A 12,768-nucleotide genomic window follows, 5' to 3' on the forward strand; every position below is an offset into this window, starting at 1 on the left:
TTGGTTGCCGCCCCCGGCTGCGTCGGGTAAACCCTCCGCAACTTCGGACTGGCTTTGGCCCCCCGATTCTCAACCTCCGACATCTGTTTTTTGGGACTTCCATGCATCGCTACCGGTCACATACATGCGGCGCGCTCCGTGAGAGCGACATCGGGCAGATCGCCCGTCTTTCCGGCTGGTGCCATCGCATCCGCGACCATGGCGGCGTGCTGTTCATCGATTTACGCGACCACTACGGCATCACCCAATGCGTCGCCGACCCGGACTCGCCGGCGTTCAAGGAAGTGGAAAAGTTCCGCTCGGAATGGGTGGTGCGGATCGATGGCAAGGTGCGCCGCCGTCCCGAGGGCACCGACAATCCGGAACTGCCGACCGGCAGGGTCGAGGTTTACGTCAGCGAGATCGAGGTACTGGGACCGGCCGGCGAACTGCCGCTGCCGGTGTTCGGCGAGCAGGAATATCCCGAAGACATCAGGCTCAAGTACCGCTTCCTCGACCTTCGTCGCGAGAAGCTGCACCAGAACATCATGACCCGCGGCGCGATCGTCGATTCCATGCGCCGGCGGATGAAGGAGCAGGGGTTCTTCGAGTTCCAGACCCCGATCCTGACCGCGTCCTCGCCGGAAGGCGCGCGCGACTTCCTGGTGCCGTCGCGCATTCATCCGGGCAAGTTCTATGCGCTGCCGCAGGCGCCGCAGCAGTATAAGCAGCTCCTCATGATGAGCGGCTTCGACCGCTACTTCCAGATCGCGCCGTGCTTCCGCGACGAGGACCCGCGCGCCGATCGCCTGCCGGGCGAGTTTTATCAGCTCGATGTCGAGATGAGCTTCGTCACGCAGGAGGACGTGTTTGCGGCGATGGAGCCGGTTGTCACCGGCGTGTTCGAGGAGTTTGCCAAGGGCAAGCCGGTCACCAAAGGCTGGCCGCGGATTCCGTTTGCGGAAGCCTTACGCAAATACGGCACCGACAAGCCGGACCTGCGCAACCCGATTGTGATGCAGGATGTGTCCGAGCATTTCCGCGGCTCCGGCTTCAAGGTGTTCGCGCGGATGCTGGAAGATCCCAAAAACCAGGTCTGGGCGATCCCCGGCGTGGGCGGCGGATCACGCGCGTTCTGCGATCGCATGAACTCGTGGGCGCAGGGTGAAGGCCAGCCCGGCCTCGGCTACATCATGTGGCGCGAGGGCGGCGAGGGCGCGGGTCCGCTCGCCAACAACATCGGCGCGGAGCGCACCGCGGCGATCCGCGCGCAGTTGGGATTGAAGGAAGGCGATGCTGCCTTCTTCGTCGCCGGCGACCCGGAAAAATTCTGGAAGTTCTCAGGCCTGGCCCGCACGAAGGTGGCCGAGGAATTGAACCTGATCGACAAGGACCGGTTCGAGCTCGCCTGGATCGTCGACTTCCCGATGTACGAGTACAACGAGGAAGACAAGAAGGTCGACTTCTCGCATAACCCGTTCTCGATGCCGCAAGGTGGACTGGACGCGCTCAACGGGCAGGACCCGCTGACCATCAAGGCGTTCCAGTACGACATCACCTGCAACGGCTACGAGATTGCCTCCGGCGGCATCCGCAACCACAAGCCGGAAGCCATGGTGAAGGCGTTCGAGATCGCGGGCTATGGCGAGAAGGACGTCGTCGAGCGTTTCGGCGGCATGTATCGCGCATTCCAGTACGGCGCGCCGCCGCATGGCGGCATGGCGGCCGGCGTCGACCGCATCGTGATGCTGCTGTGCGGCACCACGAACCTGCGCGAAATCTCGCTGTTCCCGATGAACCAGCAGGCCGTCGACCTCTTGATGGGCGCGCCGTCGGAAGTCACGACCAAGCAGCTCCGCGAGCTCCACATCCGGCTCAACCTGCCGGACAAGGGGTAGGCACGCGACGGCTCAAAGCGCCGTCGCGGCCTCCAGCCGAAACTGCGACAAGGCAATGAGCGGATCGGTCTGAAGCAGATGGAATAGCTGAATAGCCGGTACCTTGCCGAGCGGCGTAAGCTTGATCGTGAGGGTTGTCCCCGGCGTCTCGATGAAGCGCGCCAGCGAATCCACCACCGCCTCTGCATCGGGATTACTGGCCGCTGTTTTGGCGCCGCTGTCCCTGACGTCCTTGACGATCGCCAGCCGCGCCGCGTCGCGGCTGATATTCTGCATCCGGGCATAGTGGGCGACCGCGCGATCAACGACACCGAGATCGCGCACCGTGAGCTCGATTCCGCCGGCCTCGATTTGCGTCGCCATGGCGGCTGCCTGAAGCGGATTGATCGAGAAAACCTCGCGCGGCACGTTTGCGAGCGAAATTCTTGCCGACGCTTTCAGCATGCCGCCAAGCTCGACCGTTGCCGGCTCCACCACGAATGAGCGTGATGCTTCGGTCCACACCGTGCCGAGATCGAGATCGAGCGCCAACTTGTCGAGGCCCGTGGCAATCAGCATTCGCTGTCCGGGATGCGTCGTGTCGAGGGGACCGGACATCTTCGCGATCAGCCGTGCCTTGCTCGGAATCGGTCCGACGAACTGCCCCCAATCCAAGCGGACGAGGTCAACGTTGATCGGCTTGCCGGTGTTCTTGTAAGGAGCAGCGAAGCCCTTGAGTTCGGCACCCTCGAGCAGGGCGATCATGCCGAGCGCCTGGTCGGGCGGCGGCGGTTGCGCCGGATTTGAGAACAGCGCGGTCATGCGCAACAGGCCGGCGACATCCACCCCCTTGAGAGCAAAGCGGTCGAGCTTGATCGGACCCTGCGGCGAACGGCCGTCAAAACCCTCGACTGCGAATTCGCCCGTCTTTCCGTTCTCCAGATTGAAGCGCAGCGACGCGAGCTTGAAGCCGCCCTCCGGCATATCCATCGAAAGGCCACGTATCTCGGCGTTTCCGATGCGCACGCCCTCGTAGATTTTGGCGGCCCGTTCCATCATTTCGCGCGCCTGCGCCGGCGTGGGCTGGGCCGTGCCGGACGGTATCGTTGCCAGCAGCGCAGCCAACTGCAGCCGCGAGGGCCGCGCCCCGATATCGTCGGCCGTCAGTCCCTCGATACGCACCACCGGACCTTGCCCCGACGTGATCGTATAGGCGCCGGCGCTAATCTGCCGGTAGACGCGGTAGTACTGGTCGTCATTGGCGCGCTGTGGATCGAGGATGACTGCGGCGGCTAGCGTATCGACGTCCTGCGCAGCGAGATTGGCCAGGTCTCCGGTCACCTTCTCGGGCTTGCCCTTCGGTTGCGAGGTCGCTGTGAACGTCATTCGATCGATCGTAGCAGCGGCGATCTTGCCGGCCTTGATGTCGCGCAGCGCAAGATTGGAATAGGCGAATTCTCCGTTCCCCAGCGCCAGGTTTCCGGAGTTCATGGTGCCGGCAATACTGGGTGCGGTGATCGAGGAGGCGGTGAGTGCACCAAACTGTTCGATAAGCAATCGATACAGGTCTATCGTCGACGAGGACGCCGGTGGCCGCGGCAGGCTTGCCGGACCGGAAAAATCCTTCGCCGCGATCCGCGGCACCTTGTAGGTGACTTGCCAATCTGCTCCTGCCGGCATGCTGGCATTGATTTCGAGGTCGATCGCCTCGATCGCATCGGCCGAGAAGCGCGTCGCATCCGGCTGACCGACGCCGGAGGCTGTGATGCCGGCAACCTTCACGCGAACTGGGGGCTGCGATGCCGACTCGGTGGCGATATCGTCAATCCTGAGCGTTCGGCTCTTCAGGTCGAACGAGACCTTGCCGTGGGTGGCTTTGCCGCCGCTGGCTCTGATCTGCTCGAACGCGGCCTCGACCTCGCCCTTGATTCGATGCTGGGTGTAGTACTCGAAGCCGAAGAAGCCGCCCACCGCGATCACGACCGCGGCGACCAGACCCAGCAATATCTTTACCATTAGTTGTGCTCCGGACACCGACGTTGCAGGAGGCAAATTTGCCATATTGTCGGCTAGGGGGGATGGGGTAGGGAGACGAATATGCTACCGGATTTGCCGCTCTTCGTCGATGAGCCCCTGTTGACGGCGGCGTTCTCGGATGTTGCATCCAAGTGGTCGCCCGTGCTTCACATCCCCCTCATTTTGCCGGCAAACTGACCCTGATCTGGAAGTATCAATAAGACAAGAGTTCGGGACCGGAAACGCGGGAGCCTACATGTCGTCCTATTCTGAAGATCTGCGTTCTGCGGCGCTGGCGTATCATCGGCTGCCGCGGCCCGGTAAACTCGAGATCCAGGCGACCAAGCCGCTCGCCAACCAGCGCGACCTAGCGCTGGCCTATTCGCCGGGCGTGGCGGCGGCCTGTACCGAAATCGCCAACAATCCGGCCGAAGCCGCGTCGCTGACCTCCCGCGCCAATCTGGTCGCGGTGGTCTCCAACGGTACCGCGGTGTTGGGGCTCGGCAACATCGGTCCCTTGGCTTCCAAGCCCGTGATGGAAGGCAAGGCGGTCCTGTTTAAGAAATTCGCCGGGATCGACGTGTTCGACATCGAGATCGCCGCCGACACCATCGAGCGCGTGGTCGAGACGGTGGCGGCGCTGGAGCCGACTTTCGGCGGCATCAATCTCGAGGACATCAAGGGACCGGAATGTTTTGAGATCGAGGCGCAGCTCAAGGAGCGCATGAAGATCCCGGTGTTTCACGACGATCAGCATGGCACGGCCATCATTGTGGGAGCCGCCATCGTCAATGGGTTGCTGCTGAACGGCAAGAAATTGCCCGATGTGAAGATCGTCTGCTCCGGCGCCGGTGCTGCGGCGATCGCGTGCCTCAATCTGTTGGTGTCGATGGGCGCACAGCGCAAGAACATCTGGGTCTGCGACATCGATGGCGTCGTGCATGAGGGGCGCAACACGCTAATGGACCGCTGGAAGGCGGTCTATGCGCAAAAAACGAGTGCGCGCGTGCTGGCGGACGTGATCGGCGGCGCGGATATTTTCTTAGGTTTATCCGCGCCCAACGTGCTGACATCGGACATGGTCAAGTCGATGGCGGACCAGCCGCTGGTGATGGCGCTGGCCAATCCGACTCCGGAGATCATGCCGGACGAAGCCCGGAAAGCGCGCCCCGACGCGATGATCTGCACCGGACGTTCCGACTTTCCGAACCAGGTCAACAACGTCCTGTGCTTTCCGTTCATCTTCCGCGGGGCGCTCGACGTCGGCGCCACCGGGATCAACGAGGAAATGAAACATGCCGCCGTCGACGCTATCGCGCAGCTCGCGCGCGATCCGCCGTCGGATGCGGTGGCGCAGGGTTTTGACAGCGGCGAGACGCAGGGTTTTGGGCCGGGGTCGCTGATCCCGAGCCCATTCGATCCGCGGCTGATCCTGCGCATCGCGCCGGCAGTGGCGCGAGCCGCGATGGAATCCGGCGTGGCGACGCGCCCGATCACGAATTTCGAGGAATACACCGCGCTTCTGGAACGCTTCGCCTTCCGCTCCGGCCTCGTCATGAAGCCGGTATTCGCCAAGGCCAAGACCCAGCCGGTCCGCGTGATCTATGCCGAGGGCGAGGACCAGCGCGTGCTGCGCGCGACGCAGGTCGTGCTGGAAGAGAAGCTGGCGCGGCCGATCCTGGTCGGGCGGCCTTCCGTGGTCGAGGCCAGGATCAAGCGGTTCGGCCTCTCGATCAAGGCCGGGCAGGATTTTGACCTCGTCAACCCGGAAGACGATCCGCGCTACCGCTCCTACGTGCAGACCTATATCGACGTGGCTGGAAGGCGCGGCGTGACGCCCGAGGCCGCGCGCACCGTGGTTCGCACCAACAACACCGTGATTGCCGCGCTGGCAGTGGTGCGCGGCGAGGCTGACGCCATGATCTGCGGCGTCGAAGGCCGCTATATGAGCCATCTGCGCCATGTTCGCGAGATCATCGGCTTCCTGCCCGGCGTCAGCGATTTCGCGGCGCTGGCGATGATGATCACCAGCAAGGGTTCCTATTTTATTGCCGATACCCAGGTGCGTCCGAATCCGAGCGCCGAGGAGCTGGCGGAGGTGGCGTCGCTGGCGGCAATCCACGTCCAGCGGTTCAACATGAAGCCACGCGTCGCCTTCGTGTCACATTCCGACTTCGGCAGTTATGATACGGAATCTTCGCGCAAGATGCGCCGTGCCACCACGCTGTTGAAGGAAAAGCATCCGGAGCTCGAGGCTGACGGCGAGATGCAGGGCGATACCGCGCTCTCGGCTGCCGCGCGAAAACTCGTGCTGCCGCATTCCAACCTGGAAGGCGATGCCAACATCCTGATCATGCCGAACCTCGACACCGCCAACGTCGCCTACCAGATGATCAAGACGCTGGCGGATGCGCTTCCCGTTGGTCCGATCCTGATCGGCCCGGCGCGCCCGGCGCACATCCTCACCCCGGGAGTAACGGCGCGCGGCGTCCTCAACATGACGGCGGTCGCCGCCGTCGAAGCCCAAGAACGCGCCGGCCGCCAGCAGCCGACCTTGTTCGGATAGATCCGCCTTCAGACGATTCAAAACCGGAATCCAGCCTTTTGTTCTGACGCGCTTTCTTCACACGGGCACTACCGGCCCCCGGATCAGGCCGGGGGCATGCTTCGCTTGAAAAGCTATGATCAAGAAAGCGCCTTGGTTCTGCTTCTATCGGAAGGTCTGGTTGGGGCGCGCGCAGGCCGCTGCGCGGATGGTTTCGATTTGAGCGTTTGAAAAGCGGAGACGAAACGCCCATAATCGTTTCGCGCCGCCTGCTATCTTTGCATGCCATTCAGTGAGGCCGATCCCATGCCAGCGTTAGTTACCTTCGGGCGAGTCCTGTTCGCCGTGCTCTTCATGTACACGGGAGCGACCAAGCTTTTCGCGATACAGCAGACGGCAGACTTCATCGCATCCAAGGTGACGATTCCGACGCTGCTTGCGCCCTATACCTCGCAGCTCGAAACCATGGCGGGCATGCCGCTGCCGCAGTTGCTGGCGGTCGGCGTTGGCGGTTTCGAAATCCTCGCCGGCCTGATGATCGCGGTCAATTTCGGCGCGCGCTTCTTCGCGATCCTCTTGATCTTTTTCGTGCTCGCCACGACCTTCTATTTCCACGATTTCTGGAATCAGCCGGCGCCCGAAAATGCCAAGACGTTGATCGAGGCTCTGAAGAACCTGTCGATCATCGGTGCCCTGTTCATGATCGCGGGCTATGGCAAGGGTCCGCGGCCGAATGAGCCGGCCTACGGGGACATCTAACCGCGGTCAGAAATTCCGGATCGCAACGCGTGGGCCATCGAGTGCTGCGGCCGCATTCTGCGGCGGCGCGACATATTCGATCTGTGCGGTTCGTGCCGCCAGCCTGCGCGCCTGCAACCATTGCGGGAACCACATCGCGATCGCAGGGAAGGCCAGCACCAGGACCACGCAGACGCACTGGATAACCATGAAGTCGGCCATGCCGCGGTAGATCATTCTCAGGTTCCATTCCTTGACGACCTGCTTGAGATAATAGGCTGACATCGCGACCGGCGGAGACAGGAAAGCGGTTTGCAGCACGATCGCGACGAGGCAACCGAACCAGACCATGTCGTAGCCCAGCCCCTTGGCCACTGGTGCCAGCATCGGCAGGAAGATGAACACGATGGCCGGCCATTCGAATGGCCAGCCGAGCAGGAATACCAGTCCCAGGAGCAGGGACATCGTGCCCCACGCAGGCAACGGCGAGGCCAGAAGAGCATTGGTCATCCAGGTTGCCGTGCCGAGCCATGAGAAAACCGAACCGAACACGTTGGAGGCTACCGCGAGGAGGAGCACCATGCTGGTCGTTGCAAGTGTGCCGTAGCAGGCATCCAGCAACCCGCGCCACGAGAACCGGCCGTAGGCAATGACGAGGACGATTGACCCCAGTGCGCCGAACGCCGCTGCTTCTGCGGCCGTTGTGATTCCGGCGAGGATGGCACCGAGCGTAACTATCGTCAGCACTGTAACCGGCACAAGACCGACCAGACATTCCCACAGCACGATCCGCATCGAATCGGGCCGGTCCTCGATCGGCACGGGCGGGCCGAGCTTCGGATTGAAGTGAGAGCGTATCAGGGTGTAGGCAATGAACATGGCGGACAGCAGGAAGCCCGGGCCGATGGCGGCCGCATAGAGATCGATAATCGAGATATCCAGCACGGGCGCCATGACGACCAGCATCACCGACGGCGGGATCAGGATGCCGAGCGTGCCGCCGGCCGCGATGGCGCCGGCCGACATGCGCACGTCATAACCCGCCCGGATCATCATCGGCCCAGCCATGATGCCGAGGAGTGTAACCGTCGCGCCGACGGTTCCGGCGGCGATGCCGAACAGCGTGGCCGTGAGGATGACGACCACGTAGAGCGCACCATTGATAGGTGCAAACAGGTCGCGGAACGCCTTGAACAGTCGCGCCATCAGTCCGGCCTGATCGCAGATGAACCCCATCAGAATGAACATGGGTACCGCGACGAGCTCATCCTGCTTCATGAGGCCAATGGTCTGGAGGTAGGCGAGATTGAAGACCCGCTCGCCCATGCCGACGTAGCCGAACATCAGCGCCAGAAATAGCAGCGTGAAGCTGATCGGCAGGCCGATGAAGATCGCTCCTAGCATCACAAGGAGCATGACAAGTCCGAGAAGTTCGAGTCCCGTCATATCTCGATCTTTTCTCTGTGCACGAACTCGCGCCCGAACTGGACCTGGTACCAGCACTTCAGTACCTCGGACACGCCCTGGATCATGAGAAGAAGGGCTGCCAGGGGGATCGTGGCCCGGAAAGGCCACATGATCGCGCGCCAAACGCTTTCCTGCGATCGTTCGCCGGTGTCATAGGAGTGCAAGGCGTCGTCAATGCTGATCAGCATGAACGTGATCATGGCCGGATAGAAAAACAGCAGATAGGAGATCAGGTCGACGACGCCCTTTTTTCGCTCCGAGTAGTTCTCCCAATAGATGTCGGTGCGAACGTGTGCGCCTTTCAACAGCGCATATGCGGCTCCGAGCATGAAGGCCGAACCATTGGCCATGAAGCTCGACTCATAAACCCAAACGGTCGGCGCGTTGAAGCCGTAGCGCATGACGACCTCGTACGAAATCGTCACCATCAAAAACAGCATCGTAAGAGCGATGAGCTTGCCGGTCACATCGGTGAAGCGGTCGATCGCCCGAATGATCCCGTAAAAAGCGCGCGGGAATTCGCCGCCCGGATCGCCCGGCACCGAAGCGCTGCTGGTGTCCGCCGACATGATCACTCCTCTTTAGACCATGCTGGCGTCCGGCGGTGCGGACGCCAGCAACTCCGCTTCATGCGGCAAGAGAGATCATTTCTTCGTCAGGTAGATCTTGTTCTTCCAGTAATACTCGCCGGCAAAGTTGTACGGCGGGAACCAGGAGAGCTTGAACGGCACGATCTGTTCGGCGTAGGCCTTCTGACTGTCGATTACTTTCTTGTAGAAGGGGTTCTTTGCCGCGTGTTCGGCCTGGATCTTCTCCCACTCGTCGAGGAAGTTCTTCAGGATCTCGTCGGGCGTACGATGCATCTGGACGCCCATCTTGATCAGTTCCTGGCAAGCATGCGCCGTCTCGCGGTTGAAGGCGAAGTTGCGCTGCGTCGTGGCGTAAACGCTCGCCACCTTGATGATCTCCTGCAAGTCCGGCGTGAGCTTCTTCCAGACGTCACTATTGATCATCAACTGGCCGCCGGTGACCGGCTCGTGCATGCCCGGCGTGTAGTAATGCTTGGCGACCTGGTGCAGTCCGAGTTTCTTGTCTTCTTCGCAATTGATCCATTCGGCGCCCTCGATCACGCCGCGCTCCATGGCGGGCACGATCTCGCCGCCGGGAATGGTGACGACCGACACGCCGAGCCTGCCGTAGGTTTCCGCACCGATGCCGTAGATCCGGTACTTCAGGCCCTTGAGATCGCCGAGGCTGTTGATCTCCTTCTTGAACCAGCCCATTCCCTGCGGGTAATCGGTCGGGATCGGGAAGCCGACGACGTTGAGCTTGAGGACGTCGCGATAAAATTCGTCGAGCAGCTTCATGCCGCCGCCGTCATAGTACCAGGCCCAGTAGTCCGAGCCGTCCATGCCGTACAGCGGACCATGCGACATCGGAATCGTCGCGGTGTTGCGGCCGAGGATGTAGCCGAACGGTCCCATGCCGACATCGAGAACGTTTTTGGAAGTGGCGTCGAATACCTCGAACGGCGGCACGATCGCTCCCGCCGGCAGCGTCTCGATCTTGAGGCGTCCGGCCGTCATCTTTTCGACGGTCTCGGCCCACAATTTGAAGATGAGATGGAAGTTCGAGGATGCGGGGTGGGTCGATTGACCCTTCAGCACTAGTGGCTTTTCGGTGGTTTGGGCCTGAGCCGGCCCGGTCAAAGCAGTGACGAACCCAAGAGTCACCGCTGCAAGCATAGTTGAAGCGCGCCTCAACATGTTGTGGTCCTCCCGATGATGATGTTTGCTTTTTTCTTTTCAGGTTGGAACCGCGCCCGCGTGCTGTCAAGCGATCTCTGGCCACGGGCTGGCTTACGGCGAGATCGATTGGACGAAAGGATGACGCCCTACGCCCCGCGCCGCCACGGTGTGACGGTGACCTCGTGCGCTGCATCAAGCATCTGCGGCTTGCCGGCGCGCAGTCCGTGCGCGGCAAGGATTTCCTGCGGCGAACGGGTAGGGACTCCGGGGAAGCAGGGTTCGCCGCCGGGTAGCCGGACATGCGGCGCTTGCGAGAGCCAGAACACGTCGTAGCGGTCCATGAACATGCCGAACACGCCGGGGCCGCCGATTATGGCGACGGTCCCGGTATCCACGCCTGCATGATGGCAGGCGGCTTCGAACGAAGCGCCCGCGGGATTCCACAGCCTAGCTTTCGGATGGGACGGGTCGGGCGCAATCGCCTCGACCTTGCGCGTCAGGATGACCCGCTTGCGCCGCGGCGAATTCGGGTGATCCTCATAGGAATTGCGGCCGTGCAGGATCAGGTCGGCGCGGTCGAGGGCTGCGGTGAAAAACGCCTTGTCGCCCTCGAACTTCAATTCGTCCGGCATGACGTTGCGGGCATCCGCCAGCATGCCGTCCGCCGAGACGATGACATAGCCTTCGATGCGGAGCGCCGGCACGGGCCTGCGTCGCGCCGCTATTATTCAGAGATCGTCTGGACGACGCTGGAAACCGGGCGCGAGCTCACGGTCGGCAGCTTCAGATCCTTGACGATGTCCTCGTCATACTGGGCGATGGTCTGCACCGGTGTCTTGGCGCGCATCGCAACGACCTTGTAGCCGCCGGCCTTCAGCTTCTTCAGAAGCTCGGGTAGGGCTTCGGCGGTGTGCTTCTGGAAGTCGTGCATCAGGATGATCCCCTTGCCGTTCTTCTCGACCTTGCGCATCACGGTGTCGATGATCGTCTGCGCCTTGCTCGCCTTGAAGTCGAAGGAATCGAGGTCGCAGGAGAAAATCCCGATGTTGCGGTCGCCAAGATAGGTTACCATCTCCGGCGGGTGCTGCAGCGCGGGGAAGCGGAAGAACGGCGCCGGCGCCTTGCCGAGTGCCCATTTCACGGCGCTGAAGCCTTTTTCGATTTCGTCCTTGCGCTGCTGCTCGTTCAGCTTCTTGTTGACGAGGGCGGCATGCGACCAGGTGTGCGATCCGATCGAATGGCCGGCGGCCATCACCTGCCTGAGGATTTCGGGATAGTAGGTGGCGTGCTTGCCGATCGGGAAGAAAATGCCGGTGGTGCATTCCTCCGCGAGCGTCTTCAGTACCGCAGGCGTATTCACCGGCCACGGGCCATCGTCGAAGGTCAGCACCACCTCCTTGTCGCGAAGGAAGTCGAGCTCCTTGAAATGCTCGAAACCGAAGCCGGGTCCGCCGGTCGTGTCGATCTCGACCGTGCGGCCGATGCCAAGCGCGTTCGGATTGTTGCAAGGCGGACGAACCGAGACAGGCGCTGGCGGCGGAGCGGGAACTGGTGCCGCTGCTGCCTGAGGCGCGGTCACGCCTTTGGCGGGTGGAACCTGCGACCACGCAACGCTTGATGCCAACAGCGAAACCGCGCCGGCAAAGATCACCCCCGCCCCAATACGCATCTTGCTTTCCCCAAATTCCAATCCCGCGCCCGGTCGGCGGCGTTGCCGTCGTCCGGTCTGCCTCCATCCCCGACGCACAGTAGCCTAGTTGGAGCAGGCGCGCCAATGCAACCGTTGCGATCACGCGCAGCGGATTTGTCCCCGAACCGGTTAATTCAGGAAGCGGCCAATGCCCGCGCGATCGCGGTTTTCACCCGTGTATCTACGGGTTCGACGGATTCCGGAAAGACATCGGCGATGTAGCCGTCGCGGCCGATCAGGTATTTGTGGAAGTTCCAGCGCGGAACTTCCTTCGGTCGCGCCTCAGCCGCCCATCTGTAGAACGGATGCGCGTTCGGTCCCTTGACAACGGCTTTCGCGGCGATCGGAAACGTGACGTGGTGGTTCTGCGCCGTCGCTGTGATTTCGGTCGCGCCGCCCGGCTCCTGACCGCCGAAATCATTGGAGGGAACACCGACGATCATCAGGCCGCGGCTGCCGAACTCGGTCCACAATTCCTGCAGGCCGCCATATTGCGGCGTGAAGCCACAGAGCGAAGCGGTGTTGACGATCAGGATCGGTCGGCCGGCAAATTCGGAAAGCTTGATGTCGCCACTGGCCAATCCCGGAAACGAAAACGCGTAAGCCGTGATCCGGCTCATGGCGGCCTGCGCCAGGGATTGCCTGCTCGAGGCCATGCCTGCGATCGCGGCCAACGCCGCGGTCATCACGCTCCTGCGGTCCATCATG

At 62.1% G+C, this 12,768-nt stretch carries 10 protein-coding genes; 3 read left to right on the forward strand and 7 right to left on the reverse strand.

The window, feature by feature from the left end:
- Positions 1–101 precede the first annotated feature (101 nt).
- Positions 102–1,877: an aspartate--tRNA ligase gene (aspS, locus tag CQ13_RS30355; protein ID WP_057846479.1), complete on the forward strand. Its 1,776-nt coding sequence runs from the start codon at positions 102–104 to the stop codon at positions 1,875–1,877.
- A gap of 12 nt (positions 1,878–1,889) precedes the next feature.
- On the opposite strand, the gene CQ13_RS30360 is transcribed toward aspS, so the two are convergent.
- Positions 1,890–3,872: a hypothetical protein gene (locus CQ13_RS30360; RefSeq protein ID WP_057846480.1), complete on the reverse strand. Its 1,983-nt coding sequence runs from the start codon at positions 3,870–3,872 to the stop codon at positions 1,890–1,892.
- A 256-nt stretch (positions 3,873–4,128) separates the two neighbouring features.
- Here CQ13_RS30360 and CQ13_RS30365 point away from each other — a divergent pair, with 256 nt between their 5' ends.
- Both CQ13_RS30365 and CQ13_RS30370 read left to right on the forward strand, forming a co-directional pair.
- Complete coding sequence (locus tag CQ13_RS30365; protein ID WP_057846481.1) at positions 4,129–6,438, forward strand: NADP-dependent malic enzyme; 2,310 nt, start codon at positions 4,129–4,131, stop codon at positions 6,436–6,438.
- A 285-nt stretch (positions 6,439–6,723) separates the two neighbouring features.
- Entirely contained in the window at positions 6,724–7,176 is a 453-nt protein-coding gene (locus tag CQ13_RS30370) for a DoxX family protein (RefSeq protein ID WP_057846547.1), read from the forward strand.
- Positions 7,177–7,182: 6 nt separating this feature from the next.
- Here CQ13_RS30370 and CQ13_RS30375 read toward each other — a convergent pair whose 3' ends face one another.
- The 6 genes from CQ13_RS30375 to CQ13_RS30400 all read right to left on the reverse strand — a co-directional run bounded on the left by CQ13_RS30375 (position 7,183) and on the right by CQ13_RS30400 (position 12,767).
- Complete coding sequence (locus CQ13_RS30375) at positions 7,183–8,571, reverse strand: TRAP transporter large permease (RefSeq protein WP_245309409.1); 1,389 nt, start codon at positions 8,569–8,571, stop codon at positions 7,183–7,185.
- 26 nt (positions 8,572–8,597) lie between these two features.
- Positions 8,598–9,191, reverse strand: a complete 594-nt coding sequence (locus tag CQ13_RS30380; RefSeq protein ID WP_057846482.1) for a TRAP transporter small permease subunit — start codon at positions 9,189–9,191, stop codon at positions 8,598–8,600.
- 75 nt (positions 9,192–9,266) lie between these two features.
- Positions 9,267–10,289 carry a TRAP transporter substrate-binding protein gene (locus CQ13_RS30385; RefSeq protein ID WP_197427487.1) on the reverse strand — a complete coding sequence of 341 codons (1,023 nt, stop codon included), beginning with the start codon at positions 10,287–10,289 and terminating at the stop codon, positions 9,267–9,269.
- 227 nt (positions 10,290–10,516) lie between these two features.
- Positions 10,517–11,026, reverse strand: coding sequence for a dihydrofolate reductase family protein (locus tag CQ13_RS30390; RefSeq protein WP_057846548.1), 510 nt, complete (start codon positions 11,024–11,026; stop codon positions 10,517–10,519).
- Positions 11,027–11,094: 68 nt separating this feature from the next.
- The gene (locus CQ13_RS30395) at positions 11,095–12,039 is read right to left on the reverse strand and encodes a polysaccharide deacetylase family protein (protein WP_057846484.1); all 945 of its coding nucleotides are present in this window, start codon (positions 12,037–12,039) and stop codon (positions 11,095–11,097) included.
- A 155-nt stretch (positions 12,040–12,194) separates the two neighbouring features.
- Entirely contained in the window at positions 12,195–12,767 is a 573-nt protein-coding gene (locus tag CQ13_RS30400; protein WP_057846485.1) for a glutathione peroxidase, read from the reverse strand.
- Position 12,768 lies beyond the last annotated feature (1 nt).

Source organism: Bradyrhizobium retamae (assembly GCF_001440415.1).
GTDB classification, from domain to species: Bacteria; Pseudomonadota; Alphaproteobacteria; order Rhizobiales; family Xanthobacteraceae; genus Bradyrhizobium; species Bradyrhizobium retamae.

Bases quoted from the DNA above. Each gene is read 5' to 3' on its own strand.
- aspS (WP_057846479.1), top strand. From the start codon at position 102: ATGCATCGCTACCGGTCACATACATGCGGCGCGCTCCGTGAGAGCGAC.
- CQ13_RS30365 (WP_057846481.1), top strand. From the start codon at position 4,129: ATGTCGTCCTATTCTGAAGATCTGCGTTCTGCGGCGCTGGCGTATCAT.
- CQ13_RS30370 (WP_057846547.1), top strand. From the start codon at position 6,724: ATGCCAGCGTTAGTTACCTTCGGGCGAGTCCTGTTCGCCGTGCTCTTC.
- CQ13_RS30380 (WP_057846482.1), bottom strand. From the start codon at position 9,191: ATGTCGGCGGACACCAGCAGCGCTTCGGTGCCGGGCGATCCGGGCGGC.
- CQ13_RS30395 (WP_057846484.1), bottom strand. From the start codon at position 12,039: ATGCGTATTGGGGCGGGGGTGATCTTTGCCGGCGCGGTTTCGCTGTTG.
- CQ13_RS30375 (WP_245309409.1), bottom strand. From the start codon at position 8,571: ATGCTCCTTGTGATGCTAGGAGCGATCTTCATCGGCCTGCCGATCAGC.
- CQ13_RS30390 (WP_057846548.1), bottom strand. From the start codon at position 11,026: ATGCTGGCGGATGCCCGCAACGTCATGCCGGACGAATTGAAGTTCGAG.
- CQ13_RS30400 (WP_057846485.1), bottom strand. From the start codon at position 12,767: ATGATGGACCGCAGGAGCGTGATGACCGCGGCGTTGGCCGCGATCGCA.
- CQ13_RS30360 (WP_057846480.1), bottom strand. From the start codon at position 3,872: ATGGTAAAGATATTGCTGGGTCTGGTCGCCGCGGTCGTGATCGCGGTG.